The 22,290-nt window shown below is 66.3% G+C and carries 22 protein-coding genes; 9 read left to right on the top strand and 13 right to left on the bottom strand.

The genetic code is table 11. The features are described 5' to 3' along the window. Window positions 1-46 precede the first annotated feature (46 nt). The 10 genes from ABIN76_RS11565 to ABIN76_RS11520 all read right to left on the bottom strand — a co-directional run bounded on the left by ABIN76_RS11565 (window position 47) and on the right by ABIN76_RS11520 (window position 8,536). Window positions 47-274, bottom strand: a complete 228-nt coding sequence (locus ABIN76_RS11565; RefSeq protein ID WP_346959858.1) for a Flp family type IVb pilin — start codon at window positions 272-274, stop codon at window positions 47-49. Between the two features lie 249 nt (window positions 275-523). Further along, complete coding sequence (locus ABIN76_RS11560) at window positions 524-1,405, bottom strand: type II secretion system F family protein (protein ID WP_346959857.1); 882 nt, start codon at window positions 1,403-1,405, stop codon at window positions 524-526. Between the two features lie 15 nt (window positions 1,406-1,420). After that, window positions 1,421-2,368 (bottom strand): type II secretion system F family protein, encoded by a 948-nt coding sequence (locus tag ABIN76_RS11555; protein WP_346959856.1) that lies wholly within the window; start codon window positions 2,366-2,368, stop codon window positions 1,421-1,423. Window positions 2,369-2,370: 2 nt separating this feature from the next. Beyond that, complete coding sequence (locus tag ABIN76_RS11550) at window positions 2,371-3,846, bottom strand: CpaF family protein (protein ID WP_346959855.1); 1,476 nt, start codon at window positions 3,844-3,846, stop codon at window positions 2,371-2,373. Then, window positions 3,843-5,045 (bottom strand): AAA family ATPase, encoded by a 1,203-nt coding sequence (locus tag ABIN76_RS11545; RefSeq protein ID WP_346959854.1) that lies wholly within the window; start codon window positions 5,043-5,045, stop codon window positions 3,843-3,845. The genes ABIN76_RS11550 and ABIN76_RS11545 overlap by 4 nt, the downstream gene beginning before the upstream one ends. Next, entirely contained in the window at window positions 5,042-5,821 is a 780-nt protein-coding gene (locus ABIN76_RS11540) for an RcpC/CpaB family pilus assembly protein (protein WP_346959853.1), read from the bottom strand. Before ABIN76_RS11540 ends, ABIN76_RS11545 begins: the two co-directional genes overlap by 4 nt. Before the next feature lie 19 nt (window positions 5,822-5,840). Further along, window positions 5,841-6,872 (bottom strand): pilus assembly protein TadG-related protein, encoded by a 1,032-nt coding sequence (locus tag ABIN76_RS11535; protein WP_346959852.1) that lies wholly within the window; start codon window positions 6,870-6,872, stop codon window positions 5,841-5,843. Continuing rightward, window positions 6,860-7,267, bottom strand: coding sequence for a TadE/TadG family type IV pilus assembly protein (locus ABIN76_RS11530; RefSeq protein ID WP_346959851.1), 408 nt, complete (start codon window positions 7,265-7,267; stop codon window positions 6,860-6,862). The genes ABIN76_RS11535 and ABIN76_RS11530 overlap by 13 nt, the downstream gene beginning before the upstream one ends. A 115-nt stretch (window positions 7,268-7,382) precedes the next feature. Next, window positions 7,383-7,586: a Flp family type IVb pilin gene (locus ABIN76_RS11525; RefSeq protein ID WP_346959850.1), complete on the bottom strand. Its 204-nt coding sequence runs from the start codon at window positions 7,584-7,586 to the stop codon at window positions 7,383-7,385. 284 nt (window positions 7,587-7,870) lie between these two features. After that, complete coding sequence (locus ABIN76_RS11520) at window positions 7,871-8,536, bottom strand: A24 family peptidase (RefSeq protein WP_346959849.1); 666 nt, start codon at window positions 8,534-8,536, stop codon at window positions 7,871-7,873. 307 nt (window positions 8,537-8,843) lie between these two features. On the opposite strand from ABIN76_RS11520, the gene rplM reads away from it, so the two are divergent. From rplM to glmM, 3 genes are all read left to right on the top strand, one after another. Further along, entirely contained in the window at window positions 8,844-9,287 is a 444-nt protein-coding gene (gene rplM, locus ABIN76_RS11515) for a 50S ribosomal protein L13 (protein WP_015937805.1), read from the top strand. A gap of 38 nt (window positions 9,288-9,325) precedes the next feature. After that, window positions 9,326-9,832: a 30S ribosomal protein S9 gene (gene rpsI, locus ABIN76_RS11510; RefSeq protein WP_346959848.1), complete on the top strand. Its 507-nt coding sequence runs from the start codon at window positions 9,326-9,328 to the stop codon at window positions 9,830-9,832. Window positions 9,833-9,945: 113 nt separating this feature from the next. Then, on the top strand, window positions 9,946-11,307 hold the full coding sequence (glmM, locus tag ABIN76_RS11505; RefSeq protein ID WP_346959847.1) for a phosphoglucosamine mutase: 1,362 nt from the start codon (window positions 9,946-9,948) through the stop codon (window positions 11,305-11,307). A gap of 77 nt (window positions 11,308-11,384) precedes the next feature. Here the strand turns inward: glmM and mscL are convergent, their stop codons facing one another. After that, window positions 11,385-11,789: a large conductance mechanosensitive channel protein MscL gene (gene mscL / locus ABIN76_RS11500; protein ID WP_346959846.1), complete on the bottom strand. Its 405-nt coding sequence runs from the start codon at window positions 11,787-11,789 to the stop codon at window positions 11,385-11,387. Between the two features lie 30 nt (window positions 11,790-11,819). Next, entirely contained in the window at window positions 11,820-12,386 is a 567-nt protein-coding gene (locus ABIN76_RS11495) for a M15 family metallopeptidase (protein ID WP_346959845.1), read from the bottom strand. 22 nt (window positions 12,387-12,408) lie between these two features. Between ABIN76_RS11495 and ABIN76_RS11490 the strand changes: the two genes are divergently transcribed. Beyond that, a complete protein-coding gene (locus ABIN76_RS11490; RefSeq protein ID WP_346959844.1) occupies window positions 12,409-12,606 on the top strand; it encodes a hypothetical protein in 198 nt (65 codons plus the stop codon). A 142-nt stretch (window positions 12,607-12,748) separates the two neighbouring features. Here the strand turns inward: ABIN76_RS11490 and coaA are convergent, their stop codons facing one another. Continuing rightward, window positions 12,749-13,714: a type I pantothenate kinase gene (gene coaA / locus ABIN76_RS11485; RefSeq protein WP_346959843.1), complete on the bottom strand. Its 966-nt coding sequence runs from the start codon at window positions 13,712-13,714 to the stop codon at window positions 12,749-12,751. Between the two features lie 121 nt (window positions 13,715-13,835). Between coaA and glmS the strand changes: the two genes are divergently transcribed. From glmS to treY, 5 genes are all read left to right on the top strand, one after another. Beyond that, window positions 13,836-15,728: a glutamine--fructose-6-phosphate transaminase (isomerizing) gene (gene glmS, locus ABIN76_RS11480; RefSeq protein ID WP_346959842.1), complete on the top strand. Its 1,893-nt coding sequence runs from the start codon at window positions 13,836-13,838 to the stop codon at window positions 15,726-15,728. A 4-nt stretch (window positions 15,729-15,732) separates the two neighbouring features. Beyond that, complete coding sequence (locus ABIN76_RS11475) at window positions 15,733-16,080, top strand: holo-ACP synthase (protein WP_346959841.1); 348 nt, start codon at window positions 15,733-15,735, stop codon at window positions 16,078-16,080. A 5-nt stretch (window positions 16,081-16,085) separates the two neighbouring features. Then, complete coding sequence (locus ABIN76_RS11470) at window positions 16,086-17,609, top strand: NAD(P)H-hydrate epimerase (protein WP_346959840.1); 1,524 nt, start codon at window positions 16,086-16,088, stop codon at window positions 17,607-17,609. Window positions 17,610-17,699: 90 nt separating this feature from the next. Then, entirely contained in the window at window positions 17,700-19,940 is a 2,241-nt protein-coding gene (gene glgX / locus ABIN76_RS11465; protein WP_346959839.1) for a glycogen debranching protein GlgX, read from the top strand. Next, on the top strand, window positions 19,937-22,261 hold the full coding sequence (gene treY / locus ABIN76_RS11460; protein ID WP_346959838.1) for a malto-oligosyltrehalose synthase: 2,325 nt from the start codon (window positions 19,937-19,939) through the stop codon (window positions 22,259-22,261). The genes glgX and treY overlap by 4 nt, the downstream gene beginning before the upstream one ends. Window positions 22,262-22,290 lie beyond the last annotated feature (29 nt).

The raw sequence follows: 22,290 nt of genomic DNA, 5'->3' as shown, positions 1-22,290 counted from the left end.
CGCCGCCACAAAATCCTTCGGCGCCTCACGCCGAGGCTTGGGTTCGCTACGGGGTGCAGGTGCCTGCGCCTGCGGCGGCCCCGGCTGCGTAGGTTCCCCCGCTGACGGAGCACTGGACCTGGGTGAACGTGTCGGTCAAGGTACCGCCGAGCAGCGTTACGGCGACGATGATCACGACGGCGATAAGGGAGACCATGATGCCGTATTCGACGGCCGTGGCGCCCTTCTCATCGCCGCGGAGGCGGACGGAGAGGTTGGTGTAAAGAGCAAGCATGGGATGACTCCTGAGCGAGTTGGGCGGCTGGCCCTGCACCAGCACTGAGAGGAACTTAGCAACCGCCGACACGCCGTCAATCGGATTTTGGAACATCCTGTGCCAAGGCTTCCCAAACTGCACATTTCCTGTACTTTCCCTGCGCGGATCCTGCGCTGAGCTGTTGCCTGGGCACGCAAGAGGACCCCCTTGGCTCTGGGTACCAAGGGGGTCCGGTCTTGGGGCGGCCCCCGCTGAGGGGCCGCGCGGTTACTGGTTGGCGAAGACGTCCATGATGCTCATCACTGTCGGGCCCAACACCACGATGAACAGGGTGGGCAGGATCGTGAAGATGAGCGGAAACAGCATCTTGACCGGCATCTTCATAGCGTGTTCCTCGGCCCGCTGGCGGCGCTTCATCCGCATGTCCTTCGCCTGGGCGTTCAGCACGTTGGCGATCGCAATCCCGTAGGCGTCGGCCTGGACCACGGCCCGGACAAAGGACCGAAGATCCGGCACGTCCACCCGCTGGGCCATGGCCAGGTACGCGTCCTTGCGGGAACGGCCCACCTGAATGTCCTGTAGGGTGCGGATCAGTTCGTCCGCCAGCGGCCCTTTGCCATTCTGGCCAGCACGGGCCATCGCCGTTTCAAAACCGAGGCCGGCCTGGACCGAGATCAACATCTGGTCCAGCGTGTCCGGCAGTTCCAGCTTGATTGCCTCCCGCCGCTTCTGCGCGTAGTTCCGGATCAGAATGTCCGGGACAAAGTAAGCAAGCGCGGAGGCGCCGAGAGCGAGGAGTATGTTCGCAGCTGTTGGACTGCCCGCTATGAGCAGCGCCCCGGTGATGACCCCGGCGAATGCCAGCAGGGGTTTGACCATGATGACGCGGCCAAGCGGCCAATCTTTGGGCCTGCCCGCACCGGCGAGCTGCTTGTCCAGCCATGCGGTGTAGCCCTTCGGGGTGACCTTCCGGCTCAGGGCCGCAATCTGGCCGGTGGCGGAGAGTGCAGAGCTGGCGGACTGAGGGCCGCGCCCGAGATTCGACTGGATGTTCCGCAGGCCGGCCCGGTCCCCCGTGAACGCGAGCCAGGTCATGAGTGAGAGCGGGGCGACGACCGCCAGGATGGCGGCATAGGCGATAGTTTGCACAGTTTCTCCCTTTTCTCAGAACTTCGGTTTGATGAGTCGACTGAGCCAAAAACCGCCCACGGACAGCAGGACCACTGCGGCGAGGATCATCAGGAATCCAGGAAGCGTGGTGAGAAAGACCTTCGAATACAGGGGATTGAAGAGAGTCAGCCCAATGAACATTACGATCGGAAGCGCCATCAGGACCATGGCGGACATTCGTCCTTCGGCGCTGAGGGCTCGGACCTGGCCGCGCAGCTGGGTGCGGTCGCGGATTGTCTCGCCGACGTTGTCCAGCACCTGCGCGAGGTCGCCGCCCACTTCCCGATGGATTTCGATGGCCCGTGTGATTGAGGCGAAATCCTCGTTGTCCGTTCGGAGAGCGACGTCGGCCAGCGCTTGGCCGAGGTCCCGGCCGATCCGGGTTTCGTTGACCACCCGGTTGAGTTCGTCTTTCATCGGTGCCTCGTTTTCCTCCGCGGCGGCGTCTACCGACCGGAGCAAACTGTGGCCGGCGCGGAGCCCGCCGGCCAGCATCTGCAACGAGTCCGGTACTTGCTCGTCGAACTTCTTGCGCCGGCGGGCGACCAAGACATTCAGGAACACGACGAGACCGAGGGGCGTCAGCAGGAGTAGCAGTACGGCCAGGATCGGGCTGCCGAGGAGAAAGCCAACCACCACCGCGGCGAACGTGACGGCCCCTGCGATCAGCAGGTAGTCGCCGGGTTGTTTCTTTAGTCCGGCGCTGTCGAGTTTCTCGCGGCTGAGCAGCCCTGGGCCGCGCGTCCGGAGACCCTGATTGATCGCGTGCACGGTGCGATCCGTCAGTTTTGTCAGGCCGGAGGATTGGACTGCCGCGCCGTCCGGCCGGCGCCGCGACAGCGGAACCGAGCGTGACTTGAAGACGACGGAGACCAGGACCGCCAGGGCAGCGTAGGCCAAGAGGAGGCCGGCGACAAAGACCATCGGAGACTGTTCCTGCACGGTTACCGCCCCCTGACCGTAGCGGCGCCGAAAACGGCCGGCGAAATGTGGATACCGAGTTCGACGAAGCGGTCGGTGAACCGGGGTCGGACCCCGGTGGGGATTGGCCTGCCCAGGAACCTCCCGGTTGCATCGACACCGGCGGAGTAGTCAAACACGAATGCGTCCTGCAGCGTGACGATGTCGCCCTCCATGCCTTGGACTTCAGTGATGTGGGTGACCCGCCGGGAACCGTCACGGAGCCGGGTGATGTGCACGATCAGGTTCACCGCCGACGCCACCTGCTCGCGGATGGCCCGCAGCGGCAGATCCATGCCGGCCATCAATACCAGCGTTTCGAGCCTGGCGATGGCATCCCTAGGGGAGTTGGCGTGCACGGTGGAGATGGAGCCGTCGTGGCCGGTGTTCATGGCCTGCAGCATGTCCAGGCACTCGCCGCCGCGGACTTCGCCAACCACAATCCGGTCCGGCCGCATACGCAGCGAGTTGCGGACCAAGTCGCGGATGGAGATTTCACCCTTGCCCTCGATGTTCCGGGGCCTGCTCTCCAGCCGGACCACGTGGTCCTGCTGGAGTTGCAGCTCCACGGCGTCCTCGATAGTGACGATCCTGTCCGCGCTCGGAATGAAGGAGGAAAGGACATTCAGCAAAGTCGTTTTACCGGTGCCGGTGCCGCCCGAAACGATGATGTTCATCCGGGCCAGTACACAAGCCTGCAACAGTTCCGCCATTTCCGGCGAGAGGCTGCCCATCGAAATCAGGTCATGGACGGTCAGGGGATCCCGGCCGAACTTCCGGATAGTGAGCGCCGGCCCGTTGACGGCCAGCGGCGGGATGATGGCGTTCACTCGGGACCCGTCCGACAGCCGGGCATCAACCAACGGGGACGATTCGTCGATCCGGCGTCCCACGTTGGAGACGATCCTTTCGATGACCCGCCGCAGGGCATCATCCGAGGTGAACTTGGAGTCCGTCAACTGGAGCTGCCCTTGGCGTTCGACGTAGATCTGGTCGAAGCGGTTGACCATGACCTCGGTGACTGTGGGATCGTCCAGATACCTTTGGATGGGGCCGTGGCCGAGTACGTCGTCGATGATTTCGCGGATCAGGCGCTGCCGTTCGACAGAGGTGAGCGGGATCTGCTCCTCGTCCACGACGGCCTTCAACTCGTCCTTGACGGACTGGTGGAGTTCCGTTTCGTCAATAGAAGAGTCAGTGATGCGGGACCCGAGCCGTTCGAAGAGCGCCTGGCTGGCGCGTTCCTTAAGCGCGTTTAGTGCCTCGCTGGCGACGGACGCGGTCTGCTGAAGCTCAGGGAAGCCCGGCTGCGCCTCAGCAGCTGTCTTGGCCTCGAGAATCCGGCCCAGTGTGGCGGGCTGAGCGGGGGGCGCGAACACGTCGCCGGTGACTGGCTTGTCCCCGGGAGTTACGGAAGGCGTCCCGCCTCGCATTTGCTGGAAACGGTCGGTGAGGCTCACTGGACTACCGCCCTTCGGTGGAGTTGCTTGTGCGGTCTGGCTTCCCACTCCGGCTTGAAGCGGTCAACCAGCTGGCGGAGGCCTTTGAGGGTGGAGTCTCGGCCGCCGTCCTGCAGCACGGGGACACCCTTGTTAGTGGAGAACGGAAGAGCCCGTGAACGTGGCAGCACCACATCAACGGGCGCACCGATAGTGGCTTCTACGTCCTTGAGCGACAGCCCTGCCCGGCGGTCGGCCATGTTCAACACGATGTGGCGGTGCGCCGGAACCAGGTTCAGTTCGTCGAGGATTTGGAACCCGGTCCGCAGGCCCCGAATGCTGGGGACGTCCATGCCGCAGATCCAGACGGCGTCTGTGGCTTGTTCCAGCGTGGCGAGGACGTGCTCGCCGAGTCCCGGCGCCGTGTCCACGACGATGTAGCGGAACTCTTTTCGCAGCTGCTCCAGGAGGTGTGATACGTGGGCCGCGCTGATGCGGTCCATCTCCACGGGGGTCCGTGGTGCGCACAGGGCGTAGATTCCCGCCGGGTGAACACTGAGGTACGTCTTCAGCACCATGGAGTCTTGGCTGGCTGCACCCATTACGGCATCTGTGATGGTGAACTCCGGTTCCAGCAGCAGCCCGCTGGCGACATCACCGAACTGGAGGTCAAGGTCCACGATGACCACGCTCATGGGAGCGGTTTTTCCCAGGCCCACCGCGAGGTTGGTCGCCACCGTCGTCTTCCCGACGCCGCCCTTGGGCGACATTACGGCGATGACACGGCCGGAGCCGTGGTCGGCATGTTCGGTGGCTTGCGGGCCGAGTCCCCGACGCCGGCCGGCGGCGGCGAGGCTGGCCCGCTCCAGCATGACCCGGATGGTTTCCGGGGCGGCTCCGGGATCCAACAGGTCCCGGACGCCGGCGCGCATCGCCTGGACGACGGTATCCGGGTCGGCAGCGACGGCCAGGATCACGCTGATTTCCGGATACTGGAGGTCGACCACGGCCGCTAATTTCAATGAGTCAGCCACGGGTACACCTGGACCAAGGATGAGGACCTCCGGCGGGTCACCGACCATTTGACGCATGATGTCCGCGGGGCCTTCAGGAAGGTAGTCGGCTTTGAACACATGGAGGTCGCCGTGCATTCCGCCGATAGCCAAGCGGACCAGGCGTTCGAAGTCGGAGTTGGGCGTGATCAGGACGAAGCGGCTCATCGGAACAGCCCTGCCGCATCGACTGTGCCCTTGACTGATTCGACCGCACTGCCAGGTTCCTTCGACAAATAGATCTTGCCGAACTCGACGGCGAACACAATCCGTTCCGCATCGACGGAGTTCATGGCCAGCGTGATGAGGTAACTGCCGTCACCCTGCGCCTTGGTGGATGAAGTGGAGGAGACCTGGCTGGCGCCGGTTGCGGTGCCAGAGGTCCCGGTCTGAGTGGCTGTTCCGTTGCTGTATTGGGCGGCGGTCACCAAGACCTTGTGGAAACTCTGTTGCGTCTTACTCGTTTTTCCTCCGGCTGTCCCGCCGCTGTCTTCCAGCGAAAGGAAGATGCCGACGGTGTCTCCGGCCTTCAGAATGCCGCCGGCCACCCGCTCAATGGGAAGTTTGAGCGTGATCTCCTGCAGCCCGGCCGGAACCTGGACCCGGGTCGGGCCCAGGAACGCGTTTTCCTCCACCATCCGGCTGGCAAGCAGCTGTTCCCCCGGCACCAGGGTGACGGCGGTGACCTTGGATCCCAGAGATCCAAGGTCGGTGACGCTGGTGTCTGCCACCGAGAATCTCGGGACTTCCTTCTTTGTCACCAGCGCCGCGATCTTATCCGCGGCGGTGCCGGCCGGAATGGCCTTTTGTACAACATAGATTGATTCTGTTTCTGTGCCGGCCAATGCTCGTTTGTCGGCGTTCTGAACATATGAGACCAACAATACGGTTCCGATAATTGCCACAAGTAATGCGGCGATGCCTCCCAGTAGGCGTGTTTTCATCGTAACTCCTTTGAGTAATTTACTTGATGAGCTTAATTTCTACGGTCCCGAAATCCTCTCCGCCGCCGGAACCCCAGCTGGTGGAATCAATGGTTTCGAATTTCACAAATTGCCCTATGATGCAGCGGTCCTGGCCATGGGGGCATGCTAGGTCCGGCGTCATTCCGGGATCGTCCTCGGTGTTCCGGAACTCGTAGCTGTGGTTGTTGCCAAACTTCCAACCCCAGATCTTGAATGTTGCGTAGCCGATGATGTGGAAGGTGCCGTTTTGTCCCTGGTTGGTGGCGTCATCAAAGACCGGAAATACAACTTTCGCCTCGCCGCCGGCTTCGATCGTGGCTTTCCAGCCGTCCAGGATTGCAGCGCAGCCCGAGGGCGGGTTGTTGCCGGGATCGGAACCCATATCGTTGGTGCCGGTTTGCGTTTCCGCCACGCACGGTGACGCCTGGTCCAGCCAGCCCCAGCCCCCCGGGATCTCTGCCCCCGAGGGATCCGTGCACGTGCCGCCCGGTTTGTAGGAAATTTTCTGGACCTCGGCAGTTTCAACGGCCGTCGACAGGTTGTAGCAGTTGTCCGAGATCGCCAGGGGGAATCCCGAACCGCTCGTCGGCGGTGCCACGGCCGCGGTGGCGGCGGCATGGACCGTGACGGGAGGGGCATTGAGCGCGCTGGCGAACATCTTGGTGAGGAATCCTGCGCCGCTGGTTCCATTAAGGGTTGACGTCACTACGGTGACCTGGTTGGGAACGGACAGGTCCACCGAGTCGACGGTTGTAGCGCCGTCATTCGAGTTCCCGGGGGTCATCTCCTGGGCCCAGGGAAGAGCCTGTGTTGGGCAGTCGGGCGGCGTGCTGTGGCACCGCTGTGCAGCGGCCAGCGCACCTGCGTCCGCGGCGTTCTGAAGCTGCGCGCGCTCGGCGTAGATCTGCCCGACGTCCACGGCCATGGCACCGGCTCCGATGAGCACCAGCATCATCACGGCGACCAGGACGCCGGCGGCGCCTCGCTCGCTGTCGCGGGTGCGCCGGGAAAGCGACTTTATCCGTGGCATCGCATGGCCCCCGTACCGGTCACGGTGACCGAACCGCCAAAGATCCCGGTGAGGGAATTGGCCGTGTACTCGACGGCGACCTGGGCGTTTCCGCTGCCCCCGGCGGGACAGTCCCCAGTGAAGGTGTAGCTGAACCCGCCGGCGTTGAGCCCGGGAGCGCCTGCCACGGCTGCCGCCTGCGCCAAGCCTTGGTCGTTCTCGATGGCCATCGTCCTGGCCGCCTCACGGGCGGCCTGGGTGACCGAGATCTGCAGGTTGTAAGTGTATGAGAACTCGATAATTCCGCCCAACAGGGCGAGGAGAACCGGGGCCACGAGTGCGAACTCGACGGCTGCCGCTCCACGTTCCCGGCCTTGCGCCCGGGACCGGGGCGCTCGCGAACTGCTGCGCTTCATTGCTTCCCCCCCAGGGATCGATGCAGCTGAAGTTGGAAACGAAGGTGCCGCGTCCGCGCTTGGCGGACGCGGCACAATCGGTGATGCTGAGACCTGCAAATTGCTTCGGCGAAGGTTACGGCTGTCCGTTGTTCCAGCCGTTGACGGTGGTGCTGAGCCCCTGGAACCACGCATTCAGCTGGGTGCCGAAGGCCGTGACGCCGATAATGATGCCGAAGGCGATGAAGGCAACGAGCAGCGAGTATTCCGTCGCCGTCGCTCCCTTCTCGGATTCCAGCCGGTCCTTGACGCCGGCGATAAAAGAAAGCATTGAGACCATGAGACCAGTCATTTTAAAAGTCCTTTTCCAGAGTTTCCGAATTGTTTTACGAAGCTCCAGCAAATCCCCTTTTGCTATCTGGTGGGGCTTCGTTGGGACAACATTTGCACGGCGATTAACGGCCCTGCAATGGCTTCGACTACTCGACTTCTGGGGACGAAATGAAGGGTTTACTTATGGCACCCGGAGGGATGTACTCAGTTTTTTAGGGCGGCGCGGCGGCAACTACTTGTTTTGATAAGTCCACTTACTGGTTCCCCCGCAAATGGTGCGGGGGGAGGGGGCTACGCCGAGAGCAGGGCGGTGATCAGGGCCGCGGCCAACATGGAGGGTCCGTAGGCGACTTCTTTAGGCTTATTTCCGCGGTTTTTGAGGATGAGGGCCAGGGAGACCAGGCCGCCGGCCACGAAGCCCAGGGCGCCGCCGTAGAACAGGGGGCTCCAGCCTAGGTAGCCTAAGTACAGGCCGAGCGGAGCCGCGAGCTTAACATCGCCCATTCCGAGGCTGCTGGGGCTGATGAGAGCCAAGATGAAGTAGAAAAAGAAGAGGATGACGGCGCCGGCGAGGGCGCGGACCAGCTCTTCCCAGCCTCCAAGTGCCGCCGAAGCGGCTGCGAGCAGCACGATTCCGGCTCCCAGCAGGGGTATAACCAGTCGGTTTGGCAGCAGATGATGGACAATATCGATTCGCGCCAGCTGAATGCCGATAACCGCCAAAACAATAAATGCCGGCAGTTCCGGACCTGCACCGAAGCGCCAGGCCAACAGCGCGCACAGCGCTGCGGCGGCAACCGCCGTCGTGATCTTCTGCGCACGAGTGGGGCGGCCTGCCAAGTGCGGCAGGATGCGTCCCACCACGACGTCGCCCAGCACCCCGAGGAACAGCCCGGCGGCGGCTGCTCCTGCGATGAACAGCAACGGCACGGAACCGGCAAAGGCGGGATCAGGCACGGGACCTCCAGGAACGCGGCGGGCCGGAACTGAACGGCAGGCTGGTCAGCATGCCACCGGACACCCCATTTTGACCCACGCCCCCGGCTTCCGCTATTCTTGGTAGTCGTTGTGCGTGTCCTATCTCGATGATGCGTGCCCGCTTGAGAATCCGGTTGCAGGATAGCTACTCAACGTGCACATTCGAGACCACAGGATGACTGGTTACATGGAGCCCTCACCTCTGTTCCGGTAGCGCATAGATAGTAGGTGCACCTCCGCGTGACGCCTAAAACAAGAACGCCAGAACAAGAACGAGGCAAACACCGTGCGTACGTACACCCCGAAGCCCGGCGATATCAACCGCCAGTGGCACGTCATTGACGCCACAGACGTTGTCCTTGGTCGTCTCGCCAGCCAGACCGCAATCCTGCTGCGCGGCAAGCACAAGGCCACCTTTGCGTCCCACATGGACATGGGCGACTTCGTCATCATCATCAACGCTGAAAAGGTTGCCCTCACCGGTGCCAAGCTGGAGCAGAAGCGCGCATACCGCCACTCCGGCTACCCGGGCGGCCTGACCAGCGTCAACTACGCGGAGCTGCTGGAATCCAACCCGGTCCGCGCCGTGGAGAAGGCCATCAAGGGCATGCTCCCGAAGAACTCCCTCGCTGCACAGCAGCTGGGCAAGCTGAAGGTTTACCGCGGCGCCGAGCACCCGCACGCCGCCCAGCAGCCCAAGACTTTCGAAATCACCCAGGTCGCCCAGTAGTCCTGGCCACCAAACAACTTATTAATACAAGGAGAACCGTGGCTCAGAACGAAGAGACCACCGAAGCCGTTGAGGCTGAGGAAAACCTGACCAGCTACACCTCGGAGAGCGGTGCTGCCGACGCAGCCGCTCCGAAGAAGGAACGTCCGGCACTGACCGTCGCCGGCGCAGCTGTTGGCCGCCGCAAGGAAGCCGTCGCACGCGTTCGCGTTGTGCCGGGCTCCGGCAAGTGGACCATCAACGGCCGCGAGCTGTCGAACTACTTCCCGAACAAGCTGCACCAGCAGGACGTCAACGAGCCCTTCAAGATCCTCGATCTCGAAGGCGCCTACGACGTCATTGCCCGCATCCACGGCGGTGGCCCCTCCGGCCAGGCCGGCGCGCTGCGCCTCGGCATCGCCCGTTCGCTGAACGAGATCGACGTCGACAACAACCGCGCCACGCTGAAGAAGGCCGGCTATCTTACCCGTGACGCCCGCGTCATCGAGCGTAAGAAGGCTGGTCTCAAGAAGGCACGCAAGGCTCAGCAGTACTCCAAGCGCTAAACAGCGCTCAACCGGAAGCCCGTCCCGCATTGCGGGGCGGGTTTCCGCCGCTTAACAGGCGTCCGAGGGTCCGAAACAGGGACCCGGCGCCTCATCGACTAAACTGGGGCACGATGTCTAGATTATTTGGAACAGATGGTGTCCGGGGCCTGGCTAACGGCCTGCTGACCGCAGAGCTGGCGCTGCAACTGGCGCAGGCCGCCGCAGTGGTGCTTGGCCACGACCGCAACACCAACGGCAACCGGCCGCGCGCCGTCGTCGCCCGCGATCCGCGGGCCAGCGGCGAATTCCTCGCCGCCGCCGTGGAGGCCGGTCTCTCCAGCTCGGGTATCGACGTTTACGACGCCGGCGTGTTGCCGACGCCGGCGGCGGCGTACCTTGTGGCGGACCTCGACGCCGACTTCGGCGTGATGATCTCCGCCTCCCACAACCCCGCCCCGGACAACGGCATCAAGTTCTTCGCCCGCGGCGGCCAGAAGCTTCCCGACGAGGTCGAGGATGCGATCGAGGCTCAGCTGTCCAAGGAGCCCCAGCGGCCGGTCGGCGGCGATGTGGGACGCATCCAGAGGTTCTCCGACGCGGAGGACCGCTACATCGTGCATCTGCTCGGCACGCTGCCGCACCGCCTGGATGGCCTCAAGGTGGTGCTGGACTGCGCCCACGGCGCGGCCAGCGGCTGCTCGCCCCAGGTTTTTAAGACGGCCGGCGCCGAGCTGGTAGTCATCGGGGCGGACCCGGACGGCATCAATATCAACGACGGGGTGGGATCAACCCACCTCGGCCCGCTGAAGCAGGCCGTCCTGGACCACGGGGCCGACCTGGGCATCGCCCACGACGGCGACGCCGACCGCTGCCTGGCCGTGGACCACGAGGGCAACGAGGTGGACGGCGACGAAATCATGGCCATCCTTGCCGTGGCACTCAAAGCCTCCGGCAAGCTCAAGGACGACGTCCTCGTGGCCACCGTGATGTCCAACCTCGGCCTGAAGATCGCCCTGCGCGAGGCCGGCATCACCCTCCGCGAGACCGGCGTGGGAGACCGCTACGTGCTGGAAGGTATGCGCGAGGGCGGCTTCAACCTTGGCGGCGAGCAGTCCGGCCACGTGATCTTCGCCGACTACGCCACCACCGGCGACGGCGTGCTCACCGGCCTCCAGCTGGCCGCGCAGGTGGCGCTCACCGGCCGCCCGCTGAAAGAGCTGGCCGCGGTGATGACCAAACTCCCGCAGGTGCTGATCAACGTCAAGGGCGTCGACCGGACCCGGGTCAAGGGTGACGCGGCCGTGGCCGCCGCCGTCGCCCGCGCCGAGGCGCAGCTGGGCGACACCGGCAGGGTACTGCTGCGCCCGTCCGGGACCGAACCCGTGGTCCGCGTGATGGTGGAAGCCGCCGACCAGCAGACGGCGCAGGACATCGCCGAAAGCCTGGCCGAGGTGGTCCGGACCGAGCTCGCCTTGGCCCTCGTCGCCGACTGACGGCAAAGACCTGAAGATTCAAAAAGTGTGGCCCGCCTCCGTCAGGAAGCGGGCCACACTGCGTCGGTACGCAGGAGCTAGCGGGTGGTGCGGGTCAGGGCGTCGCGGATCTCGGTGAGCAGCGCGAGCTGGGGGTCTTCGGCAGCCTCGTCCTTAACCTCGGCGTTGATGCCCAGTTTGCGGTTGCGGCGTTCGATCATGTGGTTCATGGGCATGACGACCACAAAGTAGATCGCGGCGGCAATCAGCAGGAAGTTGACGATCGCGGTCAGGAGGACGCCGAACTCGATGGCGTTGCCGTTCAGGTCCACCTTCGCGAAGCTGTCGAAGTTCGGCGAGCCCACGAGGCCGGCAATGAACGGCATGAGCACCTTGTTCACGAGGGCGGTGACGACGGAACCAAAGGCGGTTCCGATCACGACGGCGACGGCAAGGTCAATGACGTTGCCCTTCATGATGAAGTTCTTAAATCCAGTCAGCATGGACTCCACGCTAGCGCGGAACGTTAGTACTCAGCGGTAGGCCGGCGCGGCTTCCAGGCCGAAATACTGCTCAAGGGTGGGGATGCCCCGCCGGTGCATGTCGCCGGCGGCCTCGACGCCGATGTAACGGAGATGCCACGGTTCGTAGAAGTAGCCGGTGACCGGGTGCTCCATCCAGGGGTAGCGGACGATGAAACCATAGCGGTGCGCATTCGCCTTGACCCACGCTGCGGCCGGCTGCTGGGCGAAGCACGGCTGGAAGCTGCACGCACCGCCGCCGTCGCCGATGTCGAACGACCATCCCGTCTGATGCTCCGAGTAACCCGGCCGGGCGGAGGCGGTATCCGCCTCGGCGCGCCCACGTGACGACACGTAGCCGTTGTACGTGGCCGTCTGGGTGGCGTAGGAGCGGTAGCCACTCGCCAGGGTCAGGACGACGCCGGCCGACGCCGCGCCCGCGAACATCCGCTCGGCCGCCGCCGCCGTCGTCCGGTTCAGCAGCGCCGCCTCCCCGGACACCGCCAGCCTGACGGCAGGCTGGACCAGGTCCGCCGGGACGAACGTCGCGGGGGAGAGCGGCCGGTGTTTGTTCACCACCACCCACGGGCTTGCCGGATCCGTGAGTGAATACTTCCGGCCCGGCGCGGCCGACGCCGGCGCAGTCCTCGACGGCGAAGCCGTGGGCGGCGGAGTGGTCGTGGCCGTCTCGGCGGGCGCCGACGTCGGAGCGGCGGAAGCAGGAGTGGACGGCGCGGAAGCGGACGTGGCTGTCCCGGAGGGGCCCTCACTTGGCACACTCGTGCCGGAGGTGGACTGAGGGGCGTTGTTGCCCGGGTTGCAGCCTGCCACGGCGGCCAGGGCGGCAAGGGCCGTGCCGGCGGCAAGGAAGCGCCCGACCGTCCGCCGGCTCGGTGACTCCGGCCCCGGCGCCCCGCCGGGGCAGTTCTGGCACACCTGTGCTACACCTTGCGCAGCAGCATGCGGCGGATGGAGTGGTCCGCGTCCTTGGTCAGCACCAGCTGGGCCCGGCCGCGGGTGGGGAGGACGTTTTCCTCCAGGTTCGGCTCGTTGATGCGCTTCCAGATTTCGCGGGCGGTCTGCTCGGCCTCTGAATCGGAAAGCGTCGCGTAGCGGTGGAAGTAGGATTCCGGCTGCGCGAAGGCGGTGGTGCGCAGCTTGCGGAACCGGTCCACGTACCACTCCTCGATATAGGAGGTCTTGGCGTCCACGTAGATGGAGAAGTCGAAGAAGTCACTCAGCGCCAGGCCCTGCCGGCCGTCGTGCCGCGGGCGGGCCGGGGCCAGCACATTGAGCCCCTCGACAATCAGCACGTCCGGGCGCCGGACCACCACTTCCTTGCCGGGAACAATGTCGTAGGTGACGTGCGAGTACCAGGGTGCCCGCACTTCCTCGGCGCCGCCCTTGACTTCGCTGACGAACCGCAGCAGGGCGCGCCGGTCATAGGACTCCGGGAAGCCCTTGCGCTCCAGTAACTGCCGGCGCTTGAGCTCGGCGAGGGGGTACAGGAAACCGTCGGTGGTGATCAGTTCCACGTTCGGGGTGCCGGGCCAGCGCCGCAGCATCTCGCGGAGCACGCGGGCGATGGTCGATTTGCCGACCGCGACGGAGCCGGCCACACCGATCACGAAGGGGGTGCGCTGGGTTGTTTCGCCCAGGAACGTGGTGGTGGCCGCATGGAGCTGGTTGGCGGCCTCGACATAAAGGTGCAGCAGCCGGGACAGCGGGAGGTAGACCTCGCGGACTTCCTTCATGTCGAGGGGGTCGCCCAGTCCCCGGAGGCGGAGCACGTCCTCTTCGTTGAGGGGCTGCTCCATCTGGGCAGCGAGCCGGGACCAGGTCTGCCGGTCCAGCTCAACGAACGGGGAGACGCCCTCGCCGTTCGCGTCGTTGCGTTGCAAAGTCACCTTAGAGATTCTGCCCTTGAGAAGGCCCAGAGCGAAATGGACACCCCCGCAGCCCGCTGCGGCGGGGCCGGACCGGCTCATCCTACGTCGGATGACCGGGAAACCAGCTAGGCTTGGGTCCATGTGTGGAATCGTTGGATATGTAGGCCGCGCGGCTGGCCGGGAAAATACTGATCACTTGGCCCTGGACGTTGTCCTGGAAGGATTGCGGCGCCTCGAGTACCGCGGCTACGACTCCGCCGGGATCGCCGTCGTGGCGGACGGCGCCATTTCCTCCCGCAAGAAGTCGGGCAAACTGAGCAACCTGATCGCCGAGCTGGAGGCGCACCCGCTGCCCGACGCGCTCACCGGAATCGGACACACCCGCTGGGCGACCCACGGCGGCCCCACGGACGTGAACGCGCACCCGCACCTGTCCGACGGCGGCAAGCTGGCCCTGATCCACAACGGCATCATCGAAAACTTCGCGGAGCTCAAGCAGGAACTCCTCGGCAAGTGCGTGACGTTCCTCTCCGAGACCGACACCGAGGTGGCCGCCGCCCTGATCGGCGACATCTACCGCAACCAGCTCGGCGGCGACAACGCCAACGGCGGCCTGACCAAGGCCATGGAACTGGCCTGCCAGCGGCTCGAGGGCGCGTTCACGCTGCTCGCCGTGCACGCCGACCAGCCCGACGTCGTCGTGGCCGCCCGCCGCAACTCCCCGCTCGTGGTGGGCCTGGGCGAGGGCGAGAACTTCCTCGGCTCCGACGTCTCCGGCTTCATCGACTACACCCGCCGGGCCGTGGAACTGGGCCAGGACCAGATCGTCACGATCACTGCCGACACCGTCGCGATCACCGACTTCTTCGGCGCCCCGGCCGAAGGCAAGGAATACTACGTCAACTGGGATCCGGCGTCCGCGGAAAAGGGCGGCTTCCCGTCCTTCATGGAAAAGGAAATCCACGACCAGCCGGACGCCGTACTGCAGACCCTGCTGGGCCGCTCCGACGTCGACGGCAAGCTGACCCTCGATGAACTCCGCATCGACACGGAGCTGCTCAAGAGCGTGGACAAGATCATCGTCCTGGCCTGCGGCACCTCCGCCTACGCCGGCCAGGTCGCGAAGTACGCGATCGAACGCTGGTGCCGGATCCCCACCGAGGTCGAACTCTCGCACGAGTTCCGCTACCGCGACCCGATCGTGGACGCCAAGACCCTGATCGTCTCCATCTCGCAGTCCGGCGAGACCATGGACACGCTGATGGCTGTCCGCTACGCCAAGGAGCAGGGCGCCAAGACGGTGTCCATCTGCAACACCAACGGCTCCACCATCCCGCGCGAGTCCGACGCGGTGCTGTACACGCACGCCGGCCCGGAAATCGCGGTGGCCTCCACGAAGGCGTTCCTCGCCCAGATCGCCGCCGCCTACCTGCTGGGCCTGTATTTGGCACAGCTGCGCGGCAACAAGTTCCAGGGCGAGATCAAGGACATCCTCGCCGACCTGGCCAAGATCCCGGCCAAAATCCAGCAGATCCTGGACAACGCCGACGCGATCAAGAAACTCGGCCACGACATGGTGGACGCCAAGTCCGTGCTGTTCCTGGGCCGCCACGTCGGCTTCCCGGTCGCCATGGAAGGCGCGCTCAAGCTCAAAGAGCTCGCCTACATCCACGCCGAGGGCTTCGCCGCCGGCGAGCTCAAGCACGGCCCGATCGCCCTGATCGAGGAAGGCCAGCCGGTCTTCGTGGTGGTCCCGTCCCCGCGCGGCCGCGACTCGCTGCACGCCAAGGTTGTCTCCAACATCCAGGAAGTCCGCGCCCGCGGCGCCAAGACGATCGTGATCGCGGAGGAGGGTGACGAGGCGGTGAAGGCCTACGCCGAGCACGTCATCTACATCCCGGAGACCCCGACCCTCCTGGCACCGCTGCTGTCCACCGTGCCCCTGCAGATTTTCGCGCTCGCACTCGCCAGCGCCAAGGGCTACGACGTGGACCAGCCGCGGAACCTGGCCAAGAGCGTGACCGTAGAATAGCCGCATGATTGTTGGCATCGGCGTAGACGTCGTAGACATTGAGCGGTTCGGCCGGCAGCTGGAGCGCACCCCCGGACTGCGCGACCGGCTGTTTGTGCCGGCCGAGCGGGAGCTGAACACCCGGTCCCTGGCTGCCCGGTTCGCCGCCAAGGAAGCCGTGGCCAAGGTGCTCGGCGCGCCGGCGGGCATGAACTGGCAGGACTGCTGGATCGGACTGGACCAGCACGGCCCGACCGTCCAGGTCAAGGACACCGTACTGGCCGTGGCGCAGTCGAAGGGCGTCAAACGCTGGCACCTGTCGATCAGCCACGACGGCGGCATCGCCACCGCCACGGTGATCGCCGAAGGCTAAGCACCATGATCAGCGCCCATACCGGAACCCACATTCGAGAAGTCGAACAGCAGCTGCTTGAGACGAGTGCGGACCCCGGGATGGGCGCTGTTCTGATGCAGCGTGCAGCCTACGGGCTGGCCAACGCGGTGGTCCGCGAACTCCGCGGCCGCGGGCTGGGAACCTACGGCTCGTCCGTCGCGGTGCTCGCCGGCAAGGGCAACAACGGCGGCGACGGGCTCTACGCCGCCGCGCTGTTGGCCCGCCGGGGCCTGCGGGCGACGGCGGTCCTCACCGCCGGTGAGGCCCATCCGGCCGCGCTGGCGGCGTTCCGTGCCGCGGGCGGCCGCGACGCCGCCTTGGGTGACGGCAACGCCGCGGAGCTGGCAGCAGACGCCGCCCGCGCCGACGTCGTCATTGACGCGGTCCTGGGAACCGGCGCCCAAGGCGGTTTGCGCGGCACGGCAGCCCTGTTGTTCGAAGAGCTGCAGCGCAACCGGCACGGGCTGGTGGTCGCCTGCGACCTCCCCAGCGGCATCGACGCCGACACCGGGGAGGCGCACGCCCCGGTTCTGGCCGCCGACGTGACGGTCAGCTTCGGGGCGGCCAAGGCCGGCCTGCTGGCCGACCCCGGCGCGGACTTCACCGGCCGGCTTGTCACCATCCCGATCGGCATCGAGGCGGCCCTGGGCGCCCCCGGGCTGCGGCGCCTGGAAACCGGGGATCTGTCCGCGCTGCTGCCACACCCCGGGCGCCGCTCGCACAAATACTCCCGCGGTGTGCTCGGCGTCGTCGCCGGGTCCGCCCGCTACCCCGGTGCGGCCGTGCTGGCCTGCCGGGGCGCCCTGGCCGCGGGCGCCGGCATGGTCCGCTACGTGGGCCCGGCGGAAGTCGCGGACCTGGTCCGCCGGTCCTGCCCCGAGGTGGTGTGCGGCAGCTCCGTCGCCGACGCCCACGTCCAGGCGTGGCTCCTGGGGCCCGGACTCGACGACGGTGCGCACGAGCAGCTGGACCGCGTCCGCGAGGCAGCTGCCGCTGGACTCCCCACCGTGGCCGACGCCGGTGCGCTTCCGGCGCTGCCGCGCCACCTGTCCGCCCGGACCGTGCTGACCCCGCATGCGGGCGAGCTTGCCTCCCTGCTGGAACGGTACGACGCCGGACCGGGCCGTGCCGTCGTTGAAGACGCAACGCTCGCAGCCGTCCGGGAGGCCACGCGGCTGACCGGCGCGACCGTCCTGCTCAAGGGCGCCACCACCCTGGTGGCCGCACCGTCCGGCACGGTGTTCAGCCAGGCCGAGGCCAGTCCGTGGATGGCCTCCGCGGGCAGCGGCGACGTGCTGGCCGGGGTGCTGGGTGCCCTGCTGGCACAGCTCGCCGGGGACCCGGGCGCCTTCAGCGCCCTAGGCCTCGAGGAACCGGACCGGTGGGCTGCGATTGCGGCGATGGCGGCCAGCCTGCACGGCCGCGCCGGAACCCTGGCGTCGGGCGGCGGTCCGTTGGCGGCGTCGGACATCGCGGAAGCCCTGCCGGAGGTCATCGCGAAGCTGTAACAAAAGCGCACGCTGTGCCACCCGGTAAATTAGTAACCCTACTTACAAGTAGTCTGTCTAGAGATAGTTCGCCACGCACGAGGAGTACACATGGAAGTCTGGCCCGGAACGGCTTACCCGCTGGGAGCCACCTTTGACGGCACCGGCACCAATTTTGCCCTGTTCAGCGAGCAGGCGGAGCGGGTGGAACTCTGCCTCCTGGCCGATGACCTGAGCGAGACGCGGATTGAACTGACCGAGGTGGACGGCTACGTCTGGCACTGCTACCTGCCGCAGATCCAGCCGGGCCAGAAGTACGGCTACCGGGTGCACGGACCGTACGATCCGGCGAGCGGGAACCGCTTCAACCCCAACAAGCTGCTGATGGACCCGTACGCCAAGGCCATCCAGGGCCAGATTGACTGGGACCCGGCGCTTTTCTCCTACGAATTCGGTGACCCCGATTCGCGCAACGACGCGGATTCGGCGCCGCACACCATGCACGGCGTGGTCATCAACCCCTACTTCGAATGGGACGGGGACCGCCAGCTGCGCGTCCCGTACCACGAGTCGGTCATCTACGAGGCACACGTCAAAGGCCTGACCGAGCTGCACCCGGAAATCCCCGAGGAGCAGCGCGGCACCTACGCCGGCGTGGCCCACCCGGCCGTGATCGAGCACCTCAAGAAGCTCGGCGTCACGGCGATCGAGCTGATGCCGGTCCACCAGTTCGTCAACGACGGCACCCTGGTGGAAAAGGGCCTCAACAACTACTGGGGCTACAACACCATCGGCTTCTTCGCCCCGCAGAACACCTACAGCTCCTCCGGCGACGTCGGGCACCAGGTCCAGGAATTCAAGGCCATGGTCCGTGAGCTGCACCGGGCCGGCATCGAGGTCATCCTCGACGTGGTCTACAACCACACGGCGGAAGGCAACCACCTCGGCCCCACGCTGTCCTTCAAGGGCATCGACAACCAGGCCTATTACCGCCTGGTCGACGGCGACCTGAAGCACTACATGGACTACACCGGCACCGGCAACTCGCTGAACGTCCGGCACCCGCACTCCCTGCAGCTGCTGATGGACTCGCTGCGCTACTGGGTGACGGAAATGCACGTCGACGGCTTCCGCTTCGACCTCGCCTCCACGCTGGCCCGCGAGTTCTACGACGTCGACAAACTCTCCACCTTCTTCGAACTGATCCAGCAGGATCCGATCGTCTCCCAGGTCAAGCTGATCGCCGAGCCGTGGGACGTCGGCCCGGGCGGCTACCAGGTGGGCAACTTCCCGCCGCAGTGGACGGAGTGGAACGGCAAGTACCGCGACACTGTCCGCGACTTCTGGCGCGGCGAGCCGTCCACGCTGGGTGAATTCGCGTCCCGCCTGACCGGCTCCGCGGACCTCTACGAGAGCTCCGCCCGCCGCCCGGTGGCCTCGATCAACTTCGTCACCGCGCACGACGGCTTCACCATGCGCGACCTGGTCTCTTACAACGAGAAGCACAACGAGGCCAACGGCGAAGGCAACAACGACGGCGAATCGCACAACCGCTCCTGGAACTGCGGCGAGGAAGGCGACACAGACGACGACACCGTGCTGACCCTCCGCGCCCGGCAGCAACGGAACTTCATTGCCACGCTGCTGCTCTCCCAGGGTGTGCCGATGCTGCTGCACGGCGACGAACTGGGCCGCACGCAGCAGGGCAACAACAACACCTACTGCCAGGACTCCGAGCTGAGCTGGGTGCACTGGGAAGCCATGGACCAGCCGCTGGTGGAGTTCACCGCGTTCGTCAACAAGATCCGCCACGACCACCCGACCTTCCGCCGCAGCCGCTTCTTCGACGGCCGGCCGGTGGTCCGCGGTGAGGGCGAGAAACTGCCGGACATCGTCTGGCTGAAGACCGACGGCACCGGAATGCTGCCGGAAGACTGGGACAGCGGCTTCGGCCGGACCATCGGTGTGTTCCTCAACGGCCACGGCATCCAGGAGCAGGATTCCCGCGGCCGCCGGATCACCGACGACAGCTTCCTGATGGCCTTCAACGCCCATGACGACAGCGTGGACTTCTGCCTGCCGGCCGACGAGTACTCGCAGTACTGGGAGGTCCTCATCGACACCGCGGCCCAGGCCGACGCCTACGAACCGCTCAAGGCCGGGACCACCCTGACCTTGGCGGCCAAGTCCATGGTGGTGCTGCGCGCCTACTCGGGACCCGAGGTTGAGGTTGATTACTCGGCCGCGGCTTCATTGGCCTCCATGGCCGAGCACGAGGAAGCCCACGAGGAGATGGTGGAGGCCCAGGAGCAGGCAGCCGCCGCCAGCGAGGCGAAGGCTTCCGCTTCATGAGGACCCCCGCCTCGACCTACCGGCTGCAGATCCGGCCCGGCTTCACCCTGCAGGACGCCGCCGACACGGTGCCCTACCTGAAATCTCTTGGCGTGGACTGGATCTACCTGTCGCCGATCCTGACGGCGGAGCAGGGCTCGGACCACGGCTACGACGTCACCGACCCCGCCGCGATCGACCCGGACCGCGGCGGCCCGGAGGGTCTCGCGGCGGTGTCCCGCGCGGCGCGGGAGGCCGGCATGGGCGTCCTGGTGGACATTGTGCCCAACCACGTCGGCGTCGCCACCCCGGTCCAGAACCCGTGGTGGTGGTCGCTGCTCAAGGAAGGCAAGCAGTCCCGCTACGCCCCGGCGTTCGACGTCGACTGGGACTTCGGCGGCGGCCGGATCCGGATCCCCGTGCTGGGCGATGACGCGGACGTGGACGCGCTGGAAGTCCGCGACGGCGAGCTGCGGTACTACGACCACCGCTTCCCGCTGGCCGAGGGCAGCTACACCGAGGGGGACGACCCCCGCGAGGTGCACAACCGGCAGCACTATGAACTGGTGGGCTGGCGGCGAGCCGACAACGAGCTCAACTACCGCAGGTTCTTCGCCGTCAACACCCTCGCCGGGATCAAAGTCGAGGACCCGGACGTCTTCGACGAGGCGCACGAGGAAGTTGTCCGCTGGTTCCGCGAGGACCTCGTCGACGGCCTGCGGATCGACCACCCGGACGGCCTCGCGGACCCGGCCGGCTACCTCCGCCGGCTGCGCGAAGTGACCGGCGGCGCCTACCTGCTGATCGAGAAAATCCTCGAGCCCGGGGAAGAACTCCCGGCCGGCTTCGAATGCGAGGGGACCACCGGCTACGACGCGCTCGCGGACGTGGACCGGCTCTTCGTCGACCCCGCCGGCCAGTCCGGCATGGACGCCCTGGACACCTCGCTGCGCGGCGGCGAACCGGCCGACTACGAGGACATGATCCGCGGCACCAAGCGCCGGATCACGGACGGAATCCTGCATTCGGAAATGCTGCGGCTGACCCGGCTGGTACCGGCGTCCGCCGGGCTCGACGCCGAGACCGCCGTCGATGCGCTGTCCGAGATCACCGCCGCGTTCCCGGTCTACCGCAGCTACCTGCCCGAGGGCGAGGACGTGCTGCGCGAGGCCTGCGAACTGGCCGTCCGCCGCCGCCCCGAGCTGGAGACCGCCGTGCGGACGCTGCTGCCCCTGCTGCTGCACGCCGGCCCCGGGCCCGACGCCGAGCTGGGCCGCCGCTTCCAGCAGACCTCCGGCATGGTGATGGCCAAGGGCGTCGAGGACACCGCCTTCTTCCGCTACACCCGGCTGGGCACCCTCACCGAAGTCGGCGCGGACCCCACTGAGTTCGCGCTGTCCACCGATGAGTTCCATGCCCGGATGGCACGACGCCAGGCACGGCTGCCGCTGTCCATGACCACGCTCAGCACGCACGACACCAAGCGCAGCGAAGACACCCGGGCGCGGATCTCCGTGCTCGCGGAACTGGCTCCGGAGTGGACGGCATCGTTGCGCCGGCTCCAGGAACTGGCGCCGCTGCCGGACGGTCCGCTGGCCAACCTGCTGTGGCAGGCCGTGGCCGGGGTCTGGCCCGCGGACCGGGACCGGCTCCAGTCCTACGCCCAGAAGGCGGCGCGCGAGGCCGGCAATTCGACCGACTGGCTGGACCCGGACCCGGACTTCGAAGCGAAACTGGCCGCCGCCGTCGACGCGGCGTTCGACAACAGCCAGGTGCGCGCCGAACTCGATGCGCTGGTGGCCCTGCTGGACCCGTACGGCGCCGCCAACGCGCTGGGCGCCAAACTGGTCCAGCTCACCATGCCCGGCGTCCCGGACGTGTACCAGGGCACCGAGTTCTGGGACCGGTCGCTGACCGACCCGGACAACCGGCGGCCGTTCGACTTCGGCGCGCGGCGCGCGGCCCTCACGGCGCTCGACGCCGGTGACCGGCCGGCGTCGTACCGGGAGGACGCGGCGAAGCTGCTGGTGACCTCGCGGGCGCTGCGGCTGCGCCGGGACGCACCGGAGCTGTTCACCGGCTACACCCCGGTGCAGGCCACCGGAGCTGCCGCCGAACACTTGGTCGCCTTTGACCGCGGCGCCGGCTCGCCCGGGGCTCTCACCTTGGCGACCCGGCTGCCCCGCGGCCTCGAACAGCGCGGCGGCTGGCAGGACACCGCCATCAGCCTCGCCTCCGCAATGACCGACCAGCTCACCGGCAGGACCTACGGCCCGGGCCCGGCGGACGTGGCGGAGATCCTCCGCGACTACCCCGTGGCCCTGCTGGTACCGGCCGCCTGACAGCACGTACTGACGAACCGACATAGGGG

The organism is uncultured Arthrobacter sp., from assembly GCF_964021775.1.
In the GTDB taxonomy this organism is placed as follows: Bacteria; Actinomycetota; Actinomycetes; order Actinomycetales; family Micrococcaceae; genus Arthrobacter.
The sequence above is the reverse complement of the archived record's forward strand: the minus strand, read 5'-3'. Positions and strand labels throughout refer to the sequence as shown.